The following is a 26,417-nucleotide window of genomic DNA, read 5'->3' as shown; positions in this document are numbered from 1 at the left end:
GTATCCCTACTGTGTCGTAGGCAATTGACAATTGCTATATAGCAGTTCTCAATCTTGGTGAGGTATGCCCTATGCCCTATGCCCCATGCCCTATGCCCCATGCCCTATGCCCGCTTATCCAGCGTGCACCTCATGTTACTGAGAAAGGCTATATTTATTTATGCTCGTAAATGCTTAACGCTTTGGTTTCTTCACATCAACAGTTTTCGGCTTAGCCGCCGGAGTGCGCGGATAAAACTTAAACTTATTGAGCGCAGCACTTGCCGATTTAGCCACACCGCTATCTATATCTCGCAAAGCTTTTTGTAGCAGCGGAATCACTTTTTCAGACTTAATCATTGCTAGTGCTTCCACAGCAGCTTCGCGCACCTCCGGGTGAAGATCTTGAGCTAATTTTCCCAAGGTTTCTATTGCTCGCTGACCTTCGGATCTCAGAGCATTAGCAGCAGCCATTTTACCTAAAGCAGACGCTGCAAACTTGCGGGTTTCTTTGTCCTGACTTTGAACACATCCCATCAACTGCGGTAGGGAATAGCTTGGTGCTTGTCTGGTAATTGGAAGCTGTTGTTCGACTGCTGGTTGATGTAAATCAATTGGTTGGGGTTCCGAAAAATCTGTGTAATTTAACTCTTCTTCAACTTCTGTTTGATTTAACTCACTTGACAGTTCCTGCCAAACTTCTTCTTGTGATAAACCTTCGGAAAATTCTGTTGAATTTAACTGACTGAACTGCTGCTCCGGGACTTCTTGTTGTACATTACTCTCGTACTGCTCTTGCAAAGACCTGATAGTAGCTTGCATCTGAGCTTCGTGCTCTCTCAACTGCTCGTGAGCCGCTTGCAACTGACTCTCGTATTGCTCTTGCAAAGCCTCCATATTTAACTGCAGCTCTACCTCGCGGTTCTCATATTCCTCGGCAATTTGCCTCAAGCGAATTTCGTGTTCATTTTGCAAGTTTTGCAAATGTTGCTCCATCTGAGCTTGATAATTTATATGCAATTCGTCAGCAACTCTAAGTAAATGATGTTCGTGTTCTGCTTGCAAAGATTGGATATTTTGCTGCATCCTAGCATTGTTAGCGGCTTCTAATTCCTCGCTGATTTGTCGTCGCAGCTCGTACTCGTCTACGCTGGCAAATGGTTGGGGCTGACTGTCGCGTTCTGCCAAAACTTGTTGGAGCTGACTGTCGCGTTCTGCCCGAACTTGTTGGAGCTGATTTTCATATTGAGCCGCAACTTGTTTGAGCTGGTTTTCGTATTGGGTAGTAACTTGTCTGAGTAAATTTTCGTGTTCGATAGTAGCTTTTCTAAGCTGATTTTCCCGTTCTCCTTGCTGAGATTCGACAGCTTGTTGCACCCGAGACATCTGAGCTAATTCTATTTCCTCAGTAATTCTGCGAGTTTGCTGCAAGTATTCTTGCTTTTGCTTCTTTAAGCGCTTTTCCACTAACCAGTAAGCAACTGCTACCCCTGCCAAAAAACCTACGATCGCTCCTATGATACCCACAACTGAGATCCTCCCGACAAAATAGTGATGCTGGACTTTTTACATTTAACCATATAGCCTCCTGTAACCGCCCAGTAGCAACAGCCAGGCTGTCACTGCGAGCCAGTGAACCGCCACCGCAGGCCAGATAGAACCGCTTTGCAGGTATGCGAGGGAGCACGCAACTCCCAAAATTGCCGCCAGTAGCAAAAATACTGGATTCATAAAGGTCGATCGACCAACCGGGTAAAAAGTTAGCGCGTTCAGCGGGTGGTAAACTACAAAAACCGCCAAACTCGCGCATCCCCAAAACCATAGCATTAACCCAGAAGCATTCTCTAACGGATGTGGCAGCATTAACACGCGGAAATATACTTCCTCGGTGATGCCAGGACTTAACAAACAGCCAACGAGCACTCCCACAATTGTAGGCCTGGAGGTTTGCAAATCAACTTTCAAAAATCCCGACCAAAAACCGATAGGAAGCGCGATCAAAGTGTAAACCAGCGTGAGCATAGCTGCAACCAGCCAATCAGTGAAATCGGGAATAGTTGAAAAAGCTAGGGTGACGCGGCGTACGAGCAATCCCAGCAGCGCCATCGCACTAAAATTTAACATAATCAAACTGATCCTTAAAATTTTCAAACAGATGTTAGCAGTAAGTTGAGCCGTTTATTATGCAAAACCAATCATTGCCGCCCGTCAGAGTCCGCGTTTTTGTTTCGGGATTAGTTCAAGGAGTAGGATACCGATATTCAACGAGGAATCAAGCAAAGTATTTCGGCCTCAGTGGCTGGGTGAGAAATCTCCCCGATGGGCGCGTCGAGGCTGTCTTTGAAGGCTCCAAAAAAGCTGTGGAAGGAATGATTAGTTGGTGCCGCCGCGGCCCCAGCGGTGCTACGGTTAGTGAGTTGGTTTTGGAATACGAAGACCCGGAGGGCGATTCCCTTCAAGATAGCTCCGCTTCAGGCACTTTTGAGATCCGGCGATAAAAGAATAAACGGCATAAACTGCGGTTGAAACCGCTACCGTAGAAACGATGTCTGCCTTGTATAAGGCAGGCTTCGCTCACGCTGACTAAAGAATGAATCGCATAAAAAGCGCGAATTTGGTATTGGCAATTTACAGCGTATTCCAGGTTTATGAACTACACCCCAGAAACCGGGTTTCTTTACAGTTCTCGTATCATTACTGATACTGTTTAAGAAACCCGGTTTCTCGCGATCTACATTTACATGAAATATGCTGTATCAATGATGAGCAAGTTGACTTAAATTAGCAAACAACTGAGTAACTTTGGTCAAATCTTTATCTCCCGGCGCTATTTCTACGCCACTAGAAAGGTCAACACCGCTGAAGTTATTGCCGATCACACTATCAATTGCATTTAAAATATTATCGGGTGTTAAACCGCCCGCCAGCAGCCAGGGACACTGGGGTCTAAACTCTGATAACATCATCCAGTCGATCGTTTTACCAGTACCGCCCAATTGCCCTGGATGGTAAGCATCCAGCAGTAAAGTATCGACACGAACAGCATAAACAGCAGCGGTGGCTAAAGTTTCAGGAGTCTTAACTCTCAGGGCTTTGATAATTTCAATTCCCGGCAAAAACTCCCGCAGTCGATCGCAATATTCCGCTGTTTCATCTCCATGCAACTGCACCCCACTTAAATTTGACTCTACCGCTACTTGACAGATATTTTCTATTGTGGTGTTGGCAAAAACGCCGATGCGATCGACATTTTCCGGCAACTGCTCGACAATCAGGCGGATTGTTTCTGGGCTGACATAGCGGGGGGAAGCCGGGACACAGATAAACCCCAAAGCCTGGGCTCCCAAGCGGGCGATCGCAATTCCTTGGTCTAATTTAGTGATTCCGCAAATTTTAACCCGCACTCTTCCTCCTCGGTTCCGAATTTGTATCAAAATATAAACGAATTGTTAACTATTAAAACAAATCTTAGTTTAATGCAAACCGCTTTTTATAATCTGGGAAATCAATTTATCTGTGAAATCAGGAGATAAGAACATGATCACCTCATCTTTGCTGTTAGCCGTACAATCTACCGCTCCCTCAACACCAGAGTGGTCGCCACTGGTAGGACTGACAATGATTTTATGCAATTTGCTGGCGATCACGATCGGCTACTACGGCATCTCCAAGCAAAACCGAGGCAAGGGCCCAGCTTTACCCGTTGCACTCCCTGGAATGTTCAAAGGCTTCGGCGTACCAGAATTGCTGGCAACAGCCAGCTTCGGCCACTTGCTCGGAGCCGGAGTAATCTTGGGCTTGGGTAACGCCGGAGTTCTGTAAAAATCAGGGGAAAGGCAAAGGCAAGGGGTAGAAAAGATATAATAGAAACTCTTTCTTGCTCTCCTTTCCCAGGAAAATTCATGCAGACAGGTTGGCGAATCGGCTCTTTATTTGGCATCCCCCTAGTTATAGATTATTCGTGGTTTATAATTTTAGCCTTAGCAACCCGCGAATACGCCAGCAGTTACCGCCTGTGGGGGCCTGCGCTCTCCTGGAGTGCGGGGTTAGCAATAGCTCTGCTACTGTTTGCTTCCGTACTCTTGCACGAACTCGGACACAGCTTGGCGGCGATATCGCAAGGCATTAAAGTTAATTCTATTACCTTATTCTTATTTGGCGGAGTAGCTTCGATCGACTCGGAATCAAAAACTCCCGGTCAAGCTTTTCAAGTAGCTATTGCCGGCCCTCTCGTCAGCTTTGCGCTGTTTTTAATCCTCGGTTTGGGTTCTCAAGTTCTGCCCCCGAAAAGTTTGTTAGCAATTGTCACCGAAAGGGTAGCACTAATCAATCTCGTTTTGGGATTATTTAACTTAATTCCCGGTCTGCCTTTGGATGGAGGACAAGTTTTAAAAGCAGCAATTTGGAAAATCACCGGCTCTCGATTTGCCGGCGTTCGGTGGGCGGCAAAAACAGGACAAGTTTTAGGTTGGCTGGCTGTTGCTTTGGGTCTGAGTTTATGCTTGTTAGCGCGCGAGTACGGCGGCTTGTGGATTGCGCTGATCGGCTGGTTTGGCATTCGCAATGCCACTGCTTATAGTCAAGTTACTTCGCTGCAAGAAGCCCTGCTCAAAATTAAAGCCAGCGATGCGATGAGTCGCGAGTTTCGAGTTGTAGATGCAGATTTGACTCTGCGAGAATTTGCCGATCGCTATTTGTTAGAAGTCAATCCGTTTCCATTTTACATTGCTGCGACCAACGGCCGCGATTTGGGCTTAGTGTCGATCGACGATATCCGCTTCACAGAACGCAGTCAATGGCAAGTTCAGACTTTGCACAACATTTTGAAACCCCTGGGAAAAACCCCCACAGTCTCGGAAAAAGCATCCATCGCCGAAGTAATTAACAGCATGGAAGCCCGTCAACTCCCCCGAATCATCGTCCTCTCGCCGATTGGTTCAGTAGCGGGGACGATCGATCGGGGTGACGTGGTTAAAGTTTTGGCAAAATACCTCAAACCCCAGGTTTCCGAAACCGACATCAAGCGCAGCAAAGAAGAAAACAGCTATCCTAAAGGATTGCAATTAAGTGCGATCGCCAAAACTGCACAGGAAAACTAAAAATTGGGTATCGGTAAGGGGCATCAGCGATCAGTTAAGATGTAGCATACTTTGTGACTCAGGGTTGAAACACTAAATTTTATGCCCCAATTCTTTAAGAGAATTTATCATAAATTTGCGGAGGGACTTGGGAAAAATTTAACTCATTTATTCCCCAACGCTGGCTTGCAACCTGTTGCTATTATCTGGATTGTCGTGACCGGAACTCTATTGGGAGTGAGGCATTTAGGCGGGTTGCAGCCACTAGAATTAAATGCTTACGACCTCATGGTGCAGTTGCGCCCCGATCGGGGCCCTGACCCCAGGTTGCTGATAGTTGAAATCACCGATCGGGACATTAGTGCTTTAAACAGATGGCCAATTTCCGATCGCGTTTTAGCAAAAGCGATCGCCGAAATAGCGCGTTTGGAACCCAGAGCTATTGGTCTCGATATAATTCGTGATATTGCCTACGAACCGGGGAGTGCAGAATTAGCAACTCAACTGAAAAACCCCAAAGTATTTCCCATTACCTTCATCGGTTCCTTAAAGTACGATCGAGTGCAGGCACCTCCCAACATACCAGACAAGCGGGTAGGATTTAACGATTTGTATCTCGATCCAGATGGTATAGTGCGTCGTAATGTGATGTCTATTGGCGATGGTAAAAACACGTTTTATTCATTTCCCTCCCGGCTAGCTTTTGCATATTTTGATAGCAAAAAAATAGAATCTAAAGCCACAGAAGACAATGAATTTATAGTAGATAAAACAGTATTTTATAAGTTACGATCGAACTCAGGAGGTTATCAGAACATTCCTGCCCAAGGCTATCAAATATTGCTCAATTACCGCTCTCCTAAAAAGATAGCAGAAACCGTGACCATAACTCAAGTTTTGGAGGGCAAAGTTGACCCCAAATTGGTAAAAGGTAAAATAGTCTTAATCGGGGTGACAGCCCCAACTGTAAAAGATATTTTTTCTACCCCTTACAGCGCTACTAAAAACGGTAATATCCCGACGCCTGGGGTATTAATTCACGCAACGGCCACCAGCCAAATTCTCAGTGCAGTTTTAGACGGCCAAGGGCTATTTTGGTATTGGGATGAATGGCAAGAAATCCTCTGGATTGTGGTTTGGAGTGCAGTGGGTGGCTGTTTAGCTTGGCGGCTAGAAAAAGCGCTGAATTTGATCGCGATCGCGATCGTAGCTTGCGGCTCATTATTCGGATTCACCTTTTTCCTCTTCCTACAACAGGGGTGGATACCTCTAATTGCTCCAGCCCTTGCCCTTTTAATCACCGCAGGAGTCGCAGTTACCTATAAATACGAGCAGTCGAGGCAACAGCAAGGGATTGTGATGAAATTATTAGGACAACAAACTTCACCCGCGATCGCAAATGCCTTGTGGAAAGAGCGCGTCCATCTGCTCGAATCAGGCTTATTGCCAGGGCAAAAAGTTACTGCTACGATCGTCCTCACCGACGTGCAGGGTTTTAGTACAATCTCCGAAAAACTCGCGCCAGAAGTGGTAATGAGTTGGTTAAATGAGTATTTATCAGCAATGGCTCAAGAAGTCCAAGCACATCAAGGGGTAATTAATAAATTTACCGGAGATGGAATGCTGGCAGTATTTGGCGTACCCATTCCCCGCACCACTGCAGAAGAAATTGCAGAAGATGCTCGCCTTGCCGTATCTTCCACTTTAGCTATAAGTTCGCGCTTGCCAGAAATGAATCAAAATTGGCTTGATCGCGGTTTACCGACAGTAAAAATGCGAGTAGGCATCTTTACAGGGCCTGTGATGGTGGGTAGTCTGGGAGGTACAACCCGTTTAGAATATGGAGTGATCGGCGACAGCGTAAATATTGCCTCTCGCCTGGAAAGCTGCGAAAAGGATCGGCAAGAGGACACTTGCCGGATATTGATTGCAGAAGAAACCTTTCTGTATCTGGCGGACAAATTTGAGGTAGAATCTTGGGGACCTTTACCGTTAAGAGGCAGGGAACAAAAAGTTAATGTCTACCGGATTTTGGGAAGGAAAAAGAAATAAAAAGAGAGAATATCTCCCTACAAATTCATGGAGTTAATATGAAAACAATTACTAAGTTTCTCATCAATCTGATATCAGTTGGCTCAATAGTATTGATAGCCACACTTAACATTTCTCAATTGGCAGTTGTGGGACAGCCCAGCATAAACACACCTGACCGCCCACCCAACCCTATACCGGGAGGGCCGCGCTTCATTCCGCCTACTGAAGATATAGATAATTGGCCCCCCACTCAACCGAGACGGCCTGTGCGCGGTGGCTGCGCGAGCATTAGTCAGCTAGGTCTCACAGCCTTAGTGCCTAAAAATAAGATCGGACGGACTGTTTCCGACTATCCAACGTTCTTTTTCTACTTGCCTAAAACAGAGGCGGAATCAGCCGAATTTATCCTACAAGATCAAAGCGGCAAGGAGATTTATAAACAGGATCTCACAATTAGCAATTTATCAGGGGTGATCGGCGTTAGTATCCCCGCTAACAAAAATGCGCCGCCCTTGGAATTAGGCAAAAGTTACCGTTGGAATTTTACAGTGATTTGCGACTCTCAAGACCGATCGGCAGATCAGATCGAAAGCGGTACTGTACGGCGAGTTGAACTCAGTGCAGATATCCGCCGTCAATTAGATCAGGCAGATCCGCGCCAGAAAACCGTTATTTATGCTGAAAATGGGATTTGGCAAGATGCCCTCAGCACCCTAGCTGCCGCTCGCCGCGATCAGCCTAATGATACAACGTTCAAGGCTGATTGGGAAAGCTTGCTGGATTCTGTGAAATTGGGCGAAATTGCCCAAGAACCGATCGTTCAAATTCCGCCACAGCCATAAGCTCTACTGCATTTAAATTTAACTTTTTTGGTGGCGTTAGAGCAAGGAGGCAGAAAACTTTTAATAAAAAGAAGTGTACAAGTTTTTCACTTGTATCAGTAATAGCCAAGATGGCTGTTATACAATAAAATTTCTTTGTTGTGGAACGGCCATCTTGGCTGTTCCCAAAAGGCGGTATACCCCACAATAATTATCCCAGAAATATGTGGAACGGCCATCTTGGCTGTTCCCAAAAGGTGGCAGGAAAGCCCGCCCCCAAATATGCAGGTTAAAAAATGTGAAACAGCTTATTACTTGTTAATTCCCCAATATCCTGCCATTCCTGATCCGAAAGCGGCTGCACCTCCAAATCAATTTCAAAACAGCGACAAGCCACCGCACTCAAAACATCAATTACAGTGGCTATCAAATCATCTCCCCCTTCAGATAGAGGTAACTGCACAGGAATTAATTCCTCCCCAAACACTTGAGAAAACAAACTAACATCCGGCTGCAAACGCATCGAACCGTGCTGCAAAATAGCATCACCCCGTCGCAATTGCGCGCTACCAATTAACTTGCAACCATCAGCGGTAACTAAATCCGCACCCGTCGCAGTACCAAAACAATTCGGATTGTGAATATAACCCCTTCCCGCTTCCCCGTATTGCAAATCCAAACCCATCGCCCTCCAACCCTCAATCAAAAACTCGCAAATAGTCTGATAAGCTTTCATACGACTGCTTCCAAATCCCGACGCCACAACTGCATAAGTTAAATCCCCTTGATGCAACACTGCGCGCCCGCCGCTGGGCCTCCTCACCAACTCCACAGGCATTCCCTGCCAAGACAACTGCTGCCAAAACTCCGGCCATCGGCGCTGGTGGTAGCCCAAGGAAATCGCCGCCGGTTGCCAAGTGTAAAATCGCAGAGTTGGCGGATGTTTGCCCGCTAGATGCTGTTCCAGTAGCCATTGGTCGATCGCCATCTGCACGCTACCAGACGCCGACAACAGTGGAATTAAACGCCATACAGAATTAGCCATCCGTCCCCAGTCCTGAGTTTGCACTCAATAATTCACAGAATGTTTTAAAATTAGTAACAGTTTTTTGGGCCTGTCTTCTAAGTTGATGCAAGTTTCACGCCCGCCGGTGCTTTAGAAATAAATAGAAAAAATAATCGCAGAACCATGAGCAACAGTGTAATTGTCATTAACGACGAAAAATTTGAAACAGAAGTCCTGAAAGCTGAGCAACCAGTGCTTGCCTATTTTTGGGCTACTTGGTGCGGGCCTTGCAAACTGATCGCGCCTTCGATAGACTGGGTGGCGGCCAACTACAGCGATCGGCTGAAAGTGGTTAAAATGGAAATTGACCCCAATCCTAATACTGTCAAGCAGTATAAAGTAGAAGGAGTCCCAGCTCTCAGGCTGTTTAAAAATGCCGAAGTAGTGCTTTCTCACGAGGGAGCCATTACTAAACAAACTTTGGTCGGTTTGCTGGACGCTCACTTATAAAGTTTGGAAATGATTCGGGAGTTTCCAACTCCCAACTCACAACTATAGCAATCGAAAAGATTTTTTAATATCTCTCTTTTCTCCTCGATATTCCTCTCTGAATCTGCGCCCTCTGCGCTCTCTGGGGTTATAAAAAAAATTTACAAAGCAGCACATAAAAATGAAAAAAAAATAATTCAGCCATGTAAGAAATATTAATATGCCCCAAAAGTTAGAAAAAATATGCAATTTGCTAAACGTTTAGAGCCACTGCAATTTAATGTATTTGCCGATATGGATCGGGCAAAAGCTCAAGCTAGAGCAGCGGGACAAAATGTGATTGACTTGTCTCTGGGTTCTTCGGATTTGCCGGCGGCGGCTCATATTACAGATGCGATCGCACATTCTCTGTCAGACACCAGCACCCACGGCTATTTGCTATTTAACGGCACAAGAGATTTTCGGGAAGCAGCAGCTATTTGGTACGAGCAAAAATTTGGAATTGCAGTCAATCCAGAAACAGAAGTGCTGCCGTTAATTGGTTCCCAAGAAGGCACGGCGCATATGCCTTTAGCTGTACTCAACCCTGGAGATTTTGCTTTGTTGCTCGATCCCGGCTATCCTTCCCACGCGGGCGGTGTGCATTTAGCAGGCGGTCAAATTTATCCGATGCCCATATTAGCAGAAAATGCGTTTTTGCCGATATTTGAAGATATTCCGACAGCAGTGCTGGCTGAGTCGAAGATGATGGTTTTGAGCTATCCTCACAATCCTACAACTGCGATCGCCCCGGTTGCTTTTTTTGAGAAAGCTGTGGCTTTTTGTCGGGAACATCAACTTGTTTTAGTTCACGATTTCCCTTATGTGGATTTGGTGTTTGACGATTCTGTAGGGGCGGTGCCCCCGTGCCCGCCCTCTGAGATCGAGGAAAACCGCAAATTGATGGCGCCGTCAATTTTTCAGGCCGATAGAGATAAGAGTGTGGCGATCGAGTTTTTTACACTATCCAAATCCTACAGTATGGGAGGTTTTCGAGTCGGATATGCGATCGGCAATTCCGAACTAATTGCAGCGCTGCGACAGGTAAAAGCCGCAGTGGACTTCAACCAATATCGAGGGATTTTAAACGGAGCGATCTCCGCATTAACAGGCCCTCAAGATACCGTCAGAACCAGCGTAGAAACCTTCAGAAAACGGCGGGATGCCTTTGTAAACGCGCTACAGGGCATCGGCTGGCAAGTACCCGTACCCCCTGCCACCATGTACGTTTGGGCGAAACTGCCGGAACCTTGGGCCAACGATTCCGTGAAATTTTGCACTCAGCTAGTACAGAGTACAGGAGTCGCAGCTTCCCCCGGTGCCGGTTTCGGGAAATCAGGAGAAGGCTACGTGCGATTTGCCTTAGTCGAGTCGCCAGCAATTTTGGAAACAGCAGTTAGAAAAATTGCTGAGTTTCTAAATTGAGCGATGTAATCTGTCTCAACTTAACCCGAAACACCCTCGTGATATCGTTTCCGGTTGCATCGGAATAATAAAATCTAGTCAACAGTTAACACTCAACCATTCAGTTTTTCGACCCGCCCGTCAACAGTCAACAGTCAACAATAATTCCGGTGCAACCGGAATTGATATGAGACTTAAGCCCACCCGACGTGAGCTTTTAGGCAGGGGTTAAAACCCCTGCCGGACTGGGGTTTTGACGTTTTTGGACACAGGAAGAAGGGCACGGCGTCTAAGTGCTTACCCGCAGCTCAAGATGGATGCAATTGCTAAAATAGTGTGATTTATACCTAAAGGAATAGATATTTGCACGCAGTATCTGTCACAATTTTTTTTAAGAAATGTTAACGTGAGACATCTTGGGAATTACCAGTTCCGCTCACCCACTCTAAAAATCCTTGCAGTGAATTCTGTCGGAGTAGCGATTGTTCCGTAGCGGCGAGCGCACACCCGAAAAAGACCACACTGCCCAAAATTGCAATCAGCGGCAAAGGCTTGCCCAGCCCAAAGTCCCGCTGAAGGCGAGCTAACGGTCTGCTCTCGCGCCTGAGCATCTTTCCCACCGTCAGTTGTTTGAGACTAAAAGGATCGCGCACAAAATGACCGCTCCAGCTAATTACCATATGAGAATGACAGTGGGGACAAGTGAATAGTCCACTGACCATCCCGACTGGGCCTACGACGCTGGAACGGTTGCAGATCGGGCAAGTGACAGAATGAGTGTTATAGGTAGGAGCGTTCATAACTGTTTTTCTTGAGTAAAAAAAACTAACAAGTAATTGGGAGCCTGTGTTAACGCCAAAGGTATAGACCTTGAGAGGCACTTTTCCTTAATTCCTAGTTTACCGCTCCGATCGGGTCGATCGGAGCTCACTGCTTCGGAAAACCTTCAACTTGCCAATCCCGCAACGAGTGCAAGTCGGGAGCACAGGTGAGATTATATTGCAAAGGAGTTACGGTTATTCTGTTGTCGCGAATAGCTTGTACGTCTGTAGGAATATCATGCGGCACCGCCGAATCGGCGATTTCTTCTACATCTTCTAACAATTCCCCAGCCAGCCAATAATAAGTTTTGCCGCGCGGATCGGTGCGCTTTTGAAATATGTCGAAATAGCGGCGAATGCCTTGACGGGCGATCGCAACTCCGGTAATTTCTGCTTGTGTGACTGCTGGTATGTTGACATTCAACAGCATCGGTTTCGCCATTGGCTGTTTTTCCAACTGTGCCAGCAAGCTGACAGCGAAATCCACCGCCGGCCCAAATTCCTGCGAAGTAAAGCTGGCGAGGCTGAAAGCAATGCTGGGAATCCCTTCCATAATTCCTTCCATTGCGGCCGAAACCGTACCCGAACAGATGATATCCGTGCCTAAATTGGGCCCGTGGTTGATACCGGAAAGAACAAAATCCGGCGGTTTGTCAAGTAAAGCCCACAAAGCAAGTTTCACGCAGTCGGCGGGAGTGCCCGAACAGGCCCAAGCTTGGACTGCGGGATCAAAAATAGATTCGACTATTTCGGCGCGGATGGGTTGGTGCAGAGTAAGGCCGTGGCCGGTAGCAGAACGCTCTCTGTCGGGACAAACTACGCTCACGTCGTGGCCAGCGTCGGCGAGAGCGTTGGCGAGGCTGCGGATGCCTTGTGCAAAGATGCCGTCGTCGTTGCTAATTAAAAGTTTCATTGAAATTTTTATAAGCCTTATAACAATACTAAACTAGATTCAACTAGCGCGATCGCTCTAACATCGAATTCCCTATTACAAATTATCCGTAACTGCCGAAAATCTAAAATCTAAAATCTAAAATCTAAAATCAACAAGCTGTAGAGCCAAAATTGCGCTAAACTCAACTTGGCCCAAAACTGCCATCAATCTAAAATCTAAAATCTAAAATCTAAAATCAAAATGACTGTCCAGCTAAGCGACATTGAAACTCAACTAGAAACCCTCGGCCAAGAGTCCAAAAGTGCGATCGCCACTGCCAATACCCTCGAACAACTCGAACAGTTGCGCGTCGGCTACCTCGGCAAAAAAGGCCAACTCTCTCAAATTTTAGGCATGATGGGCAAACTGTCGCCAGACCAACGGCCCAAAGTAGGTGCGATCGCCAATACAGTCAAAGAAGCCCTGCAAGCCGATTTAGAAGACAAGCGCGCCGCCCTCCAAACCGCCCAAATCCAAGCAAAATTAGCCTCAGAAACCATCGATGTCACCATGCCGGGGATTTTTCGCCCCCACGGCCGCGTGCACCCATTAAACGCAGTCATAGACCGCGCTCTCGATATCTTTGTCGGCCTCGGCTACACCGTCGCCAACGGGCCCGAAATGGAAACAGATTATTACAACTTCGAGGCGCTGAACACACCGCCAGACCACCCAGCGCGGGATATGCAAGATACATTTTACCTACCAGGCGGCAACTTGCTGCGGACTCAGACATCATCAGTGCAAATTCGCTACATGGAACAGCACAAACCGCCGATTCGGATTGTCTCTCCCGGCCGCGTTTACCGCCGCGATACTGTTGATGCTACTCACGCCGCAGTTTTCCACCAAATTGAACTTTTAGCAATTGATGAAGGTCTGACATTTACTGACTTGAAAGGCACAATTAAAGAGTTTTTGCGACAAATGTTCGGGCAAGATTTGCCGATTCGTTTCCGCACGAGTTACTTTCCGTTTACCGAACCTTCCGCCGAAGTTGATTTGCAGTGGAACGGCAAATGGCTGGAAGTTTTGGGGTGCGGAACAGTCGATCCTAACGTTCTTAAAGGAGTCGGTTTAGACCCAGAAAAATATACTGGGTTTGCGGCCGGTTTTGGAGTCGAGCGGTTCGCAATGGTACTTTATGAAATCGACGACATTCGCCGGGTTTATGGTAGCGATTTGCGTTTTTTGCGGCAATTTTAAAGCATGGTTTGGGGTCGGTTCTACAAACCCTCTAGAGATTTTGCTTAAGCTACATCAATTTTTCAGTTTCAAGTAAGTAAGTACAAATAAACATTACTGGGGGAGAGGGCGGGTTCTGCAACGATGACTCGCCCTTACTGTAGATAAGCGCTAAAGCTGCGCCTACAAGCCCCCGCAAGATATTATTGTTTTTTTGCGCTTACCTACTTATTTATTGTCTACTTCCCAAAAACACCCTTGATGCTGTCAACAGCGCTCTCGACAGCATTCTTGGTATTATCTACTGCTTTCTGAGTCCGAGCTGAATCTTCCGATGCTCTTTTCTCAATTGTGGCCGCATCTTTCTTAGCTTTGCGCTCTACTACACTACCATCCTCCGATGATCGATCGACTTTAGCAGCATTTGTCTTGGCAGTTTCCTTAACCTTCTCTTCTGTATCTCGGATGAAGTTCTTGGCTCGTCCAGCATCTTTGCTGGCTTTTTCTTGAACCGCATCGCCCGCATCTGCTTCTGCTGCCATCGAGTTTACAGCAGGAGAAGCCATTGCTGCGGTGTTGGAGAAGAACGCACCAGACCAGACGAAGGCCATCGCACAGACGCAAAGCACAGTTGCAGCGATCGAGCGCCCTAAAGTCGAAAGCCGTTTCGTAAAATAATTCAGTTTCATAGAATACAAAGCAAGATATGACACTCTATTTTTACTCGATCAGAGCGATCGGCGTAACCGTTCTCTAGATAGAGGTTATCCGTCGGCCATCGGTTAAAAAAGTTCAGTCTTTTGATAGATTCAAGCAAGGAATGTCACTCACTTTTAGATTTTAGATTTTAGATTTTAGATTGTAGAGTTGACTCCCCAGCCGCCATTTGGAAGCTTGAACTTTGGTGAGTCGATTAAAGATTAAAGATTAAACAATTGACTCCACAGCCGGAGCGCTGATCCGCGCGCTTAAGTAGGTAGGCGGAAAAAATTATGTTTATGTAAAGAAACATTAACTAGCGTAATTCAAGTTAAATTTAACACATTGTTTACGGTCAGTAAGTAGGTGCACATAAACTTTAGTATGTCACCGACTATCAAGCTATCATCAATCGGGCGATTGTTTTCATAAAATATCGCTGCTAAGGAGCGTTTCACCGAGTGACTATCGCTTTGGACTACATAGATATTTTGCCGCTCATCTACTTATTTAGGAATAGGTTGTTCCCGAAATTGTGCGTGGGATATCAACATATAATACTTATAATGACTAATCACAATTTAGTAAAAAAGTCAATACCGTTTCATCAATTCCCTTTAGTTTCAAAGGCTTATATTTAACAATGCGATTTTCCTCAACATAATCTGCCACCGCCGCCGAAATTAGCACCGTGTTTGGTTCCGTCACCTCTTGCAAGCGGGCGGCAATATTCACGCTCGGCCCGATCGCAGTATAATCCGATCGATCAGGGCCGCCAAACATCCCCACCACCGCAGTACCCTGGTGAATTCCGCAGCGAAACCGCACCGGAGGCACGCCATTTTCCCCAACAATTCCCTGCTCCAACCAGCCCTTGTTAAGCTCCTTCAGAGCTCGCAGCATTTGGTCAGCAGCAGCCACAGCGCGGCGTACTTGCTCATTAGGCGTTAGTTCCTCCGGCGCGCCAAAGAAAGCCATTACCGCATCTCCAACAAACTTGTCCACCGTACCGCCACTGTCAAAAATAGCCTTAGTCATTGCCGCCAAATATTCATTCAACAGCTCAGCTACCCGGCGCGAGCGCAGCGTATTTGCCATTTGAGTAAAACCGACAATATCGCTAAACAAAATAGTAATCAATCGCGGTTCCGGGCGCAAATCCAAGGCCAAATCTCCAGCCGCTGCAGCCTTCACCATCGCCGGCGGCAAAAATCGGCGCAGCACCGACTCAGTTAAATAACTGTTCAACTGCTGCACTCGGCGCTCGTTTTGTTTGAGGGCGATCAAATTCCGCACTTCCGCCAACAATTCTCGATCGTTAAAAGGCTTGGACAAATAAGCATCCGCACCCCGTTCTACTCCTTCAATTCGAGTATCTTCATCGGCTTTAGCAGTCAGTAAAATTGCCGGAGTTCCCTGCAATTCCTCATCCTCTCGAATCATCTTAATCAAATCCAAGCCCGAAATCAAAGGCATCATCAAATCAGTTATAATTAAATTAGGGCGACGTTTTTTAGCCACGGCAAATCCTTCTTCTCCGTTGCGGGCGAGCAAAACTGCAAAGCCGGAATCTCGCAGAATTGCCGACACATAAAAGCGCAAATCAGGATTGTCGTCAACCACCAAAACCGTTCCCACTGCTGTTTCTGATTTGATCGGTTGGAGCGCATCAAAGTTATGATTTTCTGCCTCATTTTCCGATAAATCCGCTTCCACATCAGCCAGTTCCACCGCTGCTTTGGATGAGTGAAACTCCGCAGGTATTTCTAGTACCTGTTCCGGGGGCAAGTGAGTCGAACCGAAGTGCAGCCAAACGGTAAAAGTAGTACCTTCGCCGTAAACTGATTCAACTGAAATTTGACCGCCGTGGAGTTCGACTAATTCTTTGACAAGTGCCAAACCTAAGCCGCTGCCTTCGTAGGAACGGCTAGCTGAGCCTTCGGCTTGGTGAAACCGCTCGAATAAATAGGGAATTTGTTCGGTGCGAATGCCGATACCGGTGTCTTTTACTTGCAACAAGCAGTGAGCGCCGGCCGATTCAACTTTCAGGGTGATAGTTCCGCCTTCTGGGGTGAATTTAACAGCATTTGATAGCAGGTTGTAAATAACTTTGTCAAATCTTTCCAGGTCCAAATAAAGTAAAGGACATTCTTGCAGTTGGGTAATTAAGTGCAGTCCTTTTTTCTCGCAGTAGGCGCGGAACGACTCTGCGGTAGAGTAACAGAAACCGACCAAATCGCAGGGGCGAAAACTCGGCTGCATCCGTCCGGCATCGAGCCGCTGCAAGTCCAGCAGTTGATTTACCAAGCGCAGGAGGCGACGGGAATTACGCAAAGCGATTACGGCTTGTTCGTAGGGTAAGTCTTCTTTGCGTCTACAAGCTGATTCCAGAGGGCCGATAGTTAGAGTTAAAGGGGTGCGGAACTCGTGGGAGATATTTTGGAAAAATTCGGTTTTGAGCCGATCGGCTTCCAAAAGCCTTTCTGCCTGCTGTCTGGTAGTCTGGTAGAGGCGCGACTGCTGCACGGCTAGAGCAGCTTGAGTTGCGACTATTTGAGCCAGGTCAATGTCTGAGATGTTCCAGCGGCGGATGGTGTGATTTTGGCGCAGGGAAATGCTGCCGATGATTTTGCCTTCTGAGAGTAAGGGAACGACTAACAGGGCGCGGGCTGGCGATCGAACTTGCAGTTCTGTAACATTTAACTCGGGGTGTTCGTCGAGATCTTCGATCGCCACCGGCTCTTTTGATACCATAACTTGCAACAACAGCGGATTGCCTCGAATCGGCACCAAAGACTGTGGCAAAGAAGGATGGGCAAAAACCCAGGCGCGAGTGTTCTCAGCAGCATCGCCAGAAGCCGTCTCGTAGCCCAGAGAGTTCACAACTACTTCTGGATTGTCAATAAAACCCTGTTCTACAGCCACGGTATCCCTATCTGTGTCGTATAGCCCCACGCATTGGACGTATTCATCATCTTCAGTCCACAGAGATAGGGCGCAGCCGTCAACTTGCAAAGCTTGGCCGAGTTGTTGAGTAATGGCTGCAAAAATATTTTGGGGATCGAGACTCGATCGAATTGCCGTAGTAATAGTATTGACTAAGGCCTCGCGCTTGGCCAGCGCCCGCACCTGTTCGTAAGCCCGGGCTTGAGAAAGCGCCAAAGCCGCTTGGTCTGCCACCGTAATTACCAACTGTACCTCGTGGTCTTGCCACTGGCGCGGTTCCTCAAACTGGTGCAGCGCCAAGACTGCCATCAGTTCGATTTTGTAAAACAGCGGTACGATCAAGCTCGATCGAATATTCGCAGCTTCGTAAGCCTGTTGTCGTTGCGGATTATCCCAGTTTAAAACTCGATCGTCAGTTTGGGCATCTTGAATCACCTCCACATCCAGAGTTTCCCAAACCAAATCCGGCAGCAAATCGGGCGAGAGTTCGGCAGCAGAAGCATCACCGGGCATTGCTTCCTCATCGCCCCGCAACCCTTTAGTTTCTGCCTTTTGGTAAACGAACCACTCATCGGCCACCCGGCCGTCTTGGAACGGCCGCAGCAGACAGCAACTCACCTCAAACATCTGCCCGACAGTTTCCACAATTCTTTGCAGCATTTGCTGGTAATTGGGAGCCGATCGGATAGTATTGGTAACGGCATAAAGCAGCGATTCTTGGCTCAAAGCACGGCGCAGTTCATTGGTGCGCGTTTTCAGAAGATTGTGAGTCTCAACAGCTTGACTGACAAGATTGATCAGCTCTTGAGCATCCCAAGGCTTGGTAACGTATTTAAATACTTTGCCAGCGTTAATAGCTTCAACTAAATCTTCAACATCCGTATAGCCAGTTAAAATAATTCGGATCACGTCGGGGTACTGAGCCGCGGTCAGGCTGAGAAACTCCGTACCGCTCATTTTTGGCATTCGCTGGTCGGAGATAATCACCGCAACTTCTCCCTCTTTTGCCAAAATTTCGAGCGCAGCCGGGCCTGATTCGGCTCTGAGCACTTTGTAGTCTCGATGAAAGGTGCGGTAAAGCAAGTCGAGGTTATCTGGTTCGTCATCGACGATCAGAATTTTTAGCTTAGGATTTTCTTGGGAATTCATGCACCGTTCTCCTGTGCCCCGGGGCTGTTCGATTTAATAAGTCTGATTAAAGGAAGAATTCGCCGATTTAAATTGCTGAAGTCATACCATTTTCGATTTTCGATTTTCGATTTTCGATTGCGAATGACTGATGACATAAGGGTTGGGATTTTGCCTAGAGTGCCATTATTTTGGGAAAAAGGTATCACAATAATTCGTCGATATGAAGTTGTTGTGAGTGTGCGAGGCAAGCATCAACCTTGATTTTTGATGTCTGGGTTTTCAATTCGGAATTCTTCTGAGCCACAGTTATCTGTCGTGCACCCCAATTTTATTATTTAATGATATTCACATAAACTCGTCTCCCGATAATTTTCCTTCACCCCTTACCTTTATGCAGCCGGAGAGCAAACACAAATCTGGCTATTTTAACTGCCGTCTGGATTTCTCAGAATACATAGGAATAACCGTCCTGATTGTGAGTTGATTTGCCAAATTTATGTTTGCTTCTGGCTCCTGGGACTATTTTATTTGGTATGTGAAAGCTGCCCGCAGCAAGATAGAATAGACAACCAACATCTTCGCCTGTGTTTTTTCCCACAAGTAATAGCAACTTTAACAGTCAGCCAAGGATACCGACCACAATCCGGCGCCGAGCCCCTGACTGATATTCGGGGGTGGCTGACAGACCACAGAGGTGTCTGTGGGAGTGACGCAATTGCTGTACCATTTTAGTTAGACTTGCATTTTTTTCCCCGATCTCGGCATTTTTTGTGCGTCCTGCAGATTAACGCCCAAGCCAATTACTGCGGCGAAACACCGCAAGCTAGAGCATCCATCTGTTAATCTTAGCTAGGGATGTACTCTGTGGAAACCGATCAGTCGATTTTAGATTTTAGGTTTTAGATTTTAGATTTACTCCACAGATGAATCGGGGAGCTTGAACTAGGGTCTAAAATTTTGATCAGTCCCCGACGAGTGTCGGTGGCTTGTATCGGTTTTTGGGCAGGGTCAATCAGCTCGATCGAGGTTTTTAAGGTCTCATCGCGCGCAGCAGAGTATCGAACCGACGGGGAAAACCCCTGCTGACTGTTTCCAGGCATCCAAATTTAAATTGGAAGTTGGGAAAGTACCCCCTAGCTCAACAGGTAAGGCCGGTTCCATGGGGGACGGGCGATGGATAGCCCAGAACTGCTGAAAACTAGGGTGCCAAGCCGGGGGGGCGGCGGCGAACATCCGACGCGCGATCGTACCCGGTGTTAGTATGGTAAGTCGTGGAGTTTTTCTACTACCGCTGGACGGATAAATTATATTCGATCGGGTATTTCCGTAAGCAGAGATCGGTAGGATTCCGGGAACCTGACGTTAAAACCTTTGTGATTGTTTTTAATACCTTGCCCGCTAAGCTGTCGCGCATTTAATTTGTAAGCTACTGTTTACTTAAACTCTTCTGATGCCGGCCGAAAGCCAGGGATCAAGCTTCAATTTAAAGGCAAAATAGCTTATCCACAAATCTAGTATTAGGGGATGAGTTTTATTTTTTCATAACTAGAGTATTAAATGCTAAAAATTTTCCATTTACCTCAAATGGTACTTAAAGTCAAGCACCAAAAAATATAATTTAATCTGGCTAATAAACTATGCCTATAAGTTACGTTATAAGATCAGTATAACATCAGTGAATTTTCTAAGAGGGTAGCTTAGAAACCCGCGTAAAAAAAATTAATATAGTGGCCTGGCATTGTGAATCCTTCATTTTTTTCCTCACCATCTCACCAACAACAAACTCCCGGACTTTCTGGTTTTTCGATCCGGGTCGCTGTGCCCAACGACTTAACGCAGCTAGCTGATATTTTAGCCATGAGCTTTCACTCCCGCGAGGGGTTGGTAGAATGGGTGTATCCAGTGTTGCGTTTGGGCATTTACGAAGATTTAAAAAATCGACTGCGTTCTAAGGCAGAACATTACATTTGTCTGGTTGCTGAGCTAGTCTCGCGCGAGGAGGGAACACAGAATTATCGATCGCACCGAGCTCAGCGTATGGCAGGAACAGTAGAAATGGCTTTGCGTTCTCGCTTTCCTTGGCAAATCCCTAGTTCTGACTATCCTTATTTGTCGAATTTAGCCGTTCACCCGGATTATCGGCGCCAGGGAGTTGCTCAACAATTGCTCAGCAACTGCGAGGAGACCGCCAAAGAATGGGGATTTTCTGAGATTTACCTCCACGTTCTGGAAAATAATCACCCGGCGCGACAGTTGTACTATCAGGCCGGCTATCGCTTGCAACAGGTGGATTGGAATTGGACTGGTTGGCTGTTCGGCCAGCCGCGCCGCCTGTTTTTACGCAAGCAGATTTCGCTATCCTAAGCTAACTATTTGAATTGATCATGGGGAATTGGGGCTTCGCCAAGAAAAAGGAAAAAATAGCTATCCGTGTATCTTTTACTTCCGAATTGTGAATCAATGGAATGGGAATGGGGAATTAGTGATAAATTTTAGTTTGCTCTTAAGCCCGAGCGCACAACACACTACAATTAGTTGGTAGTAAACACTTGAGCTACCAAGCCTTGTGTACCTGAGACCACCTGAAAAACCCATACAAAATTATATCAAATCCGGTAGCCTCGTCGGGCGTAAAATCCCGTCAAGAATCACGGACGCTGCAACAGGAATTAATCGAATTAATCTGCGTTAATCTGTGTTTATCTGCCCACATCTGCGGTAAAAAAAAGAAAATTCATTAACCGCCCCGGACAAGGGATTGAAGCTGATTTACGCCGATAATAAGAGATTTATGAATAAGCCCAAGGCTACCAGATTTGATATTATACCAAATCCGGGTTGAAGACACCTTTATTTTTTAGCATTTTAGAGAGGGACAAAAGGCAACTGTAAGAGCGATGTCAAGGGCCGAGTGCAACACAGTTTCTAACCCGGATTGAGTAGGGTGAGGAACGCCACAGAAGTTCTGATCTGCTGTGGCGTTTTGTTCGTCGGAACAGGAGACTTTCGCCGCCAATTCTAGAGTTCAGAGAGATTTGGTAGGAAATCCGAGGAGCCGATCGCCCCGTTAACCCCAACCAGATTCGCTAAAACCCGATCGGTTCCTGCTACTCGCAGCAACGTACCGTTCGGAGTGGCGCTAAATTGCAACTGCTGGAAACTCAGCCCGTCGGTCAAAACAAACTTATCGACGCCTACCTCGAAGTTAATGACAGTATCAGTGCCGCCCTCACCATTCAACACAAATTGAGCGCTCCCAATACCTCCAATTAAAGTATCTTCGCCCAAGTCGCCAAACAGCCAGTCATCTCCAGCGCCCCCATTGAGAAGGTCGTTATCTTTACCACCAATCAAGGTATCGCTGCCAGCATCTCCGTTGATAGTATCTTGGCCTTCGTTGCCGTAAAGCAAGTCATCGCCCTCACCGCCGTTGATGCAGTCTTGCTGGTCGTTTGCGGCCACCGAGACACCCCGGTTATCAGCACGATCGCCATAGATGGTATCGTTGCCCTCGTCACCGCAGATCTCATCGCTGCCGTCACCGCCGTAAATCAAGTCGTCACCCCGATCTCCGTGTATGAGGTCGTTAGCTTTGCCGCCGTAAATCAAGTCGTTGTCTTCACCGCCACTGATAGTATCGTCACCCTCATCGCCGAACAGCACATCAGCACCGATGCCACCAAAGAGCAAGTCCTGGCCGCCAACATCTTGAACTCGACTTCGAGCACCGCCGTACATGGTGTCGTCGCCGCTGTCGCCCACAAGGGTATCAGAGCCAAGTTCGCCCCAAATCAGGTCATGATCTTTGCCACCCCAAACACAATCATTGCCTTTACCTGCTTGCACGGTATCATTACCGTGACCGCCGCCAATGATATCGTTGCCACCGTCGGCAAAGATTAAGTCTTGTTCCCCGATATCCCCGATTGACTGGGAACTGCCACTGTCGCCGAGCAGAGTATCGGCTCCTTGGCCGCCGTAGAGGGTATCGGACCCTAATTGACCGTAGATGATGTCATTGCCTTTACCTCCGTAAGCGCGATCGTTATCTTTCCCTGCAACCAGCGTATCGTTTCCTTGTTGGCCGTTGAGGAAGTCGTTACCGAAGCCTCCGTACAGCAAGTCGCGTCCCTGGGAGTCGCTAGCCTTTTGGTCGCGGATGCCCCCAAACAAGCTGTCGGAGCCGATGCCACCAAACAACGTATCGGAGCCGAGTTCGCCCCAAATTAAGTCATTTTCTTTACCTCCAAGGGCAATATCGTCACCTTTGCCGGTATGGATGGTATCGTCGCCCTCGTTGCCGTTAATCAGGTCTGCACCGTTGCCTCCGAAGATCAAATCGCCATTGTTCTGAGCACTGCTGGAGTTATCGTTGCCGTTGTCTCCCAAAATCGTATCGGCACCTAGATCTCCAAACAGGCTGTCAGAGCCTAAGTCGCCGGCAATCCAGTCGTTCTGTTTGCCTGCAAATACGATATCGTTGCCCTCGTCTCCGTAAACAATATCGGTGTCAATGCCCCCAAAAATCGTGTCATTGTCTTCGTTGCCGTAAATTTCGTCCGCGCCGTCTTCACCTAAAAGCAGATCGTTGCCTTCAAAACCGAAGATTTTTTGGTTGCCTTTGGTGTCTACGATCAAGTCATCGCCGTCGGTTCCTTTGGTGGTTTGTCCCTCTGAAAATTGTGAAATAGGCCGGACAAAGCCAACTGCGGGTGGTTGCTGCGGAGGCGCAAAGTTAATTCCCGGTTTTTCAATAATGGGCGAACATTGACAGTTGGTATCTGTTTCGGCGATCGGATTTGAGATGATCGGCGATGCCGGCGTTGGTGTGGGTGTAGGTATGAGTGGGGGAACTGTTCCAACTGGCCTCAAGATAGCAGCAACAGTAGCGCTAGCGGGGCTGACTTTGCCGAGGTTGTCGGTGGCGGTGTAGCTGAAAGTTGCTCCGTTAAAGTCAACTGTGGCTACGAAAAATAGTTGTCCTATTTGTGCCGGAGTCAAAACTTGACCGACTGTCACGGGTATGTCGCCGTTGACTGAATCTGATAGGAACAGGACTCCTTGGTTGGCTGGGGGGACTCTGGTGATGGTGTAAGAGACGATCGACCCATCGGGGTCACTTCCTCCCAATCCCAACACCTGCACGATGCCGTTAGTCGGAACCGTGAAGTTAACATTGTTAATCGATGGCGGTTGGTTGGAAGTCGGGGAGATAGCGGCAACTGTAGCAGTGGCGGGGCTGGTAGCGCCGCTGTTATCTGTGGCGCTGTAGCTGAAATTGGCACCGGTAAAGTCGCCGGTGGATTGGAAAAATAGTTGTCCTATTTGTTCCGGTGTCAAAACTTGACCTGGTGTCACGGCTACTCCGCCGTTGGCTGGATCTCCTAAAAACAGGATTCCTTGGGCCGCTGGCGGCAGGGTGTTGATGGTGTAAGAGGCGATCGACCCATCGGGGTCACTTCCTCCCAATCCCGGCACCCGCGCGCTGCTGTTGGGCTCTACCGTGAAATTAGCATTGTTGGTTACTGGCGGTAAGTTTAGGGGATTTGGTGTGGGAGTTGCTCCTGTGGCACCGAGAGTTGCGGTAGCCAGGGAACTGGTAGCGCCGTTGCTATCTGTGGCGCTGTAGCTGAAAGTTGCTCCGGTAAAGCTACCTGTGGATTGGAAAAATAGTTGTCCTAGCTGTTCCGGTGTCAGGATTTGACCGGGTGTCACGGGTACGCCGCCGTTGGCTGGATCTCCTAAAAACAGGACTCCTTGGGCCGCTGGCGGCAGGGTGTTGATGGTGTAAGAGGCGATCGACCCGTCGGGGTCGGGGTCGCTTCCTCCCAATCCTGTAACTAACCTGCTGCTGTTGGGTCCGAGGCTGGAGTTGGCATTGTTGGCAACTGGCGGTTGGTTGTTCGTTGGAGTTGGAGTTGGTGTGGGCCCTATCAGTCCAGCCACACTAGCGGTAGCGACTGGACTGATAGCACCGCTGTTGTCTGTAGCGGTGTAGGTGAAATTGGCTCCTGTAAAGTTGCCCGTCGTGAAGAAATATAGTTGCTGCAACTGTTGAGGAGTCAGGACTTGACCTTGTGTCACTGGTACACCGCCGTTGGCTGGATCTCCTAAAAACAGGACTGCTTGGTCTGGTGAGGGCAGGGTGTTGATGGTGTAAGAGACGATCGACCCGTCGGGGTCGGGGTCGCTTCCTCCCAATCCCGTGACTAACCTGCTGCTGTTGGGTCCGAGGCGGGAGTTGGCATTGTTGGCTAATGGCGGCTGGTTGTCAGTTGGAGTTGGAGTTGGTGTGGGAATTGGCGAAACAGGCCGCAAGATAGCCGCCACAGTAGCGACAGCGGGACTGGATGCGCCGCTGTTGTCTGTGGCGCTGTAGGTGAAATTGGCTCCTGTAAAGTTGCCCGTCGTTTGGAAAAATAGTTGCTGCAACTGTTCTGGAGTCAGGACTTGACCTGGTGTCACTGGTACACCGCCGTTGGCTGGATCTCCTAAAAACAGGACTGCTTGGTCTGGTGAGGGCAGGGTGTTGATCGTGTAAGAGGCGATCGACCCGTCGGGGTCGCTTCCTCCCAATCCTGTCACTAACTGGCTGCTGTTGGGTTCGAGGCTGGAGTTGGCATTGTTGGCAACTGGCGGTTGGTTGTTCGTTGGAAGTATGGCCGCGACAGTAGCGGTAGCGGGACTGGTGGCGCCGCTGTTGTCTGTGGCGCTGTAGGTGAAATTTGCTCCTGTAAAGTTGCCCGTCGTTTGGAAAAATAGTTGCTGCAACTGTGCTGGAGTTAGGACTTGGCCTGGCGTCACTGGTTGGCCGCCGTTGGCTGGATCTCCTAAAAACAGGACTGCTTGGTCTGGTGAGGGCAGGGTGTTGATCGTGTAAGAGGCGATCGACCCGTCGGGGTCGCTTCCTCCCAATCCTGTCACTAACTGGCTGCTGTTGGGTCCGAGGCGGGAGTTGGCATTGTTGGCTAATGGCGGTTGGTTGTTAGTTGGAGTTGGTGTTGGTGTGGGAGTTGGCGCCACTGGGCGCAAGATAGCCGCCACAGTAGCGACAGCGGGACTGGAGGCGCCGCTGTTGTCTGTGGCGCTGTAGGTGAAATTGGCTCCTGTAAAGTTGCCCTTCGTTTGGAAAAATAGTTGCTGTAACTGTTGAGGCGTCAGGACTTGACCTGGTGTGACTGGTACGCCGCCGTTGGCTGGATCTCCTAAAAACAGGACTGCTTGGTCTGGTGAGGGCAGGGTGTTGATCGTGTAAGAGGCGATCGACCCGTCGGGGTCGCTTCCTCCCAATCCTGTCACTAACTGGCTGCTGTTGGGTCCGAGGCTGGAGTTGGCATTGTTGGCAACTGGCGGTTGGTTGTTAGTTGGAAGTATGGCCGCGACAGTAGCGGTAGCGGGACTGGTGGCGCCGCTGTTGTCTGTGGCGCTGTAGGTGAAATTTGCTCCTGTAAAGTTGCCCGTCGTTTGGAAAAATAGTTGCTGTAACTGTTGAGGCGTCAGGACTTGACCTGCTGTGACTGGTACGCCGCCGTTGGCTGGATCTCCTAAAAACAGGACTGCTTGGTCTGGTGAGGGCAGGGTGTTGATCGTGTAAGAGGCGATCGGCCCGTCGGGGTCGCTTCCTCCCAATCCTGTCACTAACTGGCTGCTGTTGGGCGCGAGGCTGGAGTTGGCATTCTTGGCAACTGGCGGTTGGTTGTCAGTTGGAGTTGTGGGAGTTGGTGTGGGAGTTGGAGTTGTGGGAGTTGGTGTGGGAGTTGGTGTTGTGGGAGTCGGTGTGGGAGTTGGTGTTGTGGGAGTCGGTGTGGGAGTTGGTGTTGTGGGAGTCGGTGTGGGAGTTGGTGTTGTGGG

At 48.1% G+C, this 26,417-nt stretch carries 18 protein-coding genes; 9 read left to right on the top strand and 9 right to left on the bottom strand.

All coding sequences use genetic code 11. The annotated features are described in order from the left end of the window. Positions 1 to 174 precede the first annotated feature (174 nt). Positions 175 to 1,506 carry a HEAT repeat domain-containing protein gene (locus QUA90_RS09875; RefSeq protein ID WP_333323511.1) on the bottom strand — a complete coding sequence of 444 codons (1,332 nt, stop codon included), beginning with the start codon at positions 1,504 to 1,506 and terminating at the stop codon, positions 175 to 177. A 45-nt stretch (positions 1,507 to 1,551) separates the two neighbouring features. Then, entirely contained in the window at positions 1,552 to 2,103 is a 552-nt protein-coding gene (locus QUA90_RS09870) for a CPBP family glutamic-type intramembrane protease (protein ID WP_333383261.1), read from the bottom strand. A 59-nt stretch (positions 2,104 to 2,162) separates the two neighbouring features. On the opposite strand from QUA90_RS09870, the gene QUA90_RS09865 reads away from it, so the two are divergent. Continuing rightward, positions 2,163 to 2,477 carry an acylphosphatase gene (locus tag QUA90_RS09865; RefSeq protein ID WP_333445223.1) on the top strand — a complete coding sequence of 105 codons (315 nt, stop codon included), beginning with the start codon at positions 2,163 to 2,165 and terminating at the stop codon, positions 2,475 to 2,477. A gap of 258 nt (positions 2,478 to 2,735) precedes the next feature. Here the strand turns inward: QUA90_RS09865 and QUA90_RS09860 are convergent, their stop codons facing one another. Then, complete coding sequence (locus QUA90_RS09860) at positions 2,736 to 3,383, bottom strand: phosphoribosylanthranilate isomerase (RefSeq protein ID WP_333445221.1); 648 nt, start codon at positions 3,381 to 3,383, stop codon at positions 2,736 to 2,738. 133 nt (positions 3,384 to 3,516) lie between these two features. On the opposite strand from QUA90_RS09860, the gene psaK reads away from it, so the two are divergent. From psaK to QUA90_RS09840, 4 genes are all read left to right on the top strand, one after another. After that, positions 3,517 to 3,801: a photosystem I reaction center subunit PsaK gene (gene psaK / locus QUA90_RS09855; protein WP_333040629.1), complete on the top strand. Its 285-nt coding sequence runs from the start codon at positions 3,517 to 3,519 to the stop codon at positions 3,799 to 3,801. Positions 3,802 to 3,881: 80 nt separating this feature from the next. Then, on the top strand, positions 3,882 to 5,078 hold the full coding sequence (locus QUA90_RS09850; RefSeq protein WP_333445219.1) for a site-2 protease family protein: 1,197 nt from the start codon (positions 3,882 to 3,884) through the stop codon (positions 5,076 to 5,078). An 81-nt stretch (positions 5,079 to 5,159) separates the two neighbouring features. After that, positions 5,160 to 7,109: an adenylate/guanylate cyclase domain-containing protein gene (locus QUA90_RS09845; protein ID WP_333445217.1), complete on the top strand. Its 1,950-nt coding sequence runs from the start codon at positions 5,160 to 5,162 to the stop codon at positions 7,107 to 7,109. 38 nt (positions 7,110 to 7,147) lie between these two features. Continuing rightward, positions 7,148 to 7,933 (top strand): DUF928 domain-containing protein, encoded by a 786-nt coding sequence (locus tag QUA90_RS09840; RefSeq protein WP_333445215.1) that lies wholly within the window; start codon positions 7,148 to 7,150, stop codon positions 7,931 to 7,933. 268 nt (positions 7,934 to 8,201) lie between these two features. Here the strand turns inward: QUA90_RS09840 and QUA90_RS09835 are convergent, their stop codons facing one another. Continuing rightward, on the bottom strand, positions 8,202 to 8,957 hold the full coding sequence (locus tag QUA90_RS09835; RefSeq protein WP_333218258.1) for a biotin/lipoate A/B protein ligase family protein: 756 nt from the start codon (positions 8,955 to 8,957) through the stop codon (positions 8,202 to 8,204). Between the two features lie 144 nt (positions 8,958 to 9,101). On the opposite strand from QUA90_RS09835, the gene QUA90_RS09830 reads away from it, so the two are divergent. Beyond that, the gene (locus QUA90_RS09830; protein ID WP_190740071.1) at positions 9,102 to 9,428 is read left to right on the top strand and encodes a thioredoxin domain-containing protein; all 327 of its coding nucleotides are present in this window, start codon (positions 9,102 to 9,104) and stop codon (positions 9,426 to 9,428) included. 222 nt (positions 9,429 to 9,650) lie between these two features. After that, positions 9,651 to 10,871 (top strand): LL-diaminopimelate aminotransferase, encoded by a 1,221-nt coding sequence (locus tag QUA90_RS09825; protein WP_333383278.1) that lies wholly within the window; start codon positions 9,651 to 9,653, stop codon positions 10,869 to 10,871. A 380-nt stretch (positions 10,872 to 11,251) separates the two neighbouring features. Here QUA90_RS09825 and QUA90_RS09820 read toward each other — a convergent pair whose 3' ends face one another. Continuing rightward, positions 11,252 to 11,650 (bottom strand): hypothetical protein, encoded by a 399-nt coding sequence (locus tag QUA90_RS09820; protein ID WP_333215869.1) that lies wholly within the window; start codon positions 11,648 to 11,650, stop codon positions 11,252 to 11,254. A 127-nt stretch (positions 11,651 to 11,777) separates the two neighbouring features. Next, entirely contained in the window at positions 11,778 to 12,584 is an 807-nt protein-coding gene (surE, locus tag QUA90_RS09815) for a 5'/3'-nucleotidase SurE (RefSeq protein WP_333323524.1), read from the bottom strand. 222 nt (positions 12,585 to 12,806) lie between these two features. Between surE and pheS the strand changes: the two genes are divergently transcribed. Continuing rightward, complete coding sequence (gene pheS, locus QUA90_RS09810) at positions 12,807 to 13,811, top strand: phenylalanine--tRNA ligase subunit alpha (RefSeq protein ID WP_333323526.1); 1,005 nt, start codon at positions 12,807 to 12,809, stop codon at positions 13,809 to 13,811. A 218-nt stretch (positions 13,812 to 14,029) separates the two neighbouring features. Here the strand turns inward: pheS and QUA90_RS09805 are convergent, their stop codons facing one another. Together QUA90_RS09805 and QUA90_RS09800 are read right to left on the bottom strand one after the other, a co-directional pair. Then, complete coding sequence (locus QUA90_RS09805; RefSeq protein ID WP_333445213.1) at positions 14,030 to 14,479, bottom strand: hypothetical protein; 450 nt, start codon at positions 14,477 to 14,479, stop codon at positions 14,030 to 14,032. Between the two features lie 580 nt (positions 14,480 to 15,059). Beyond that, positions 15,060 to 18,584, bottom strand: a complete 3,525-nt coding sequence (locus tag QUA90_RS09800; RefSeq protein ID WP_333445211.1) for a response regulator — start codon at positions 18,582 to 18,584, stop codon at positions 15,060 to 15,062. 1,722 nt (positions 18,585 to 20,306) lie between these two features. Here QUA90_RS09800 and QUA90_RS09795 point away from each other — a divergent pair. Then, positions 20,307 to 20,930 (top strand): GNAT family N-acetyltransferase, encoded by a 624-nt coding sequence (locus QUA90_RS09795; protein WP_333085179.1) that lies wholly within the window; start codon positions 20,307 to 20,309, stop codon positions 20,928 to 20,930. Positions 20,931 to 21,584: 654 nt separating this feature from the next. Here QUA90_RS09795 and QUA90_RS09790 read toward each other — a convergent pair. Continuing rightward, positions 21,585 to 26,417 (bottom strand): beta strand repeat-containing protein (locus QUA90_RS09790; protein ID WP_445300098.1); only part of this gene is annotated, 4,833 nt, incomplete at its 5' end.

It is taken from the genome of Microcoleus sp. D3_18_C4 (assembly GCF_036702355.1).
Classification (GTDB): domain Bacteria; phylum Cyanobacteriota; class Cyanobacteriia; order Cyanobacteriales; family Microcoleaceae; genus Microcoleus.
The sequence above is the reverse complement of the archived record's forward strand: the minus strand, read 5'-3'. Positions and strand labels throughout refer to the sequence as shown.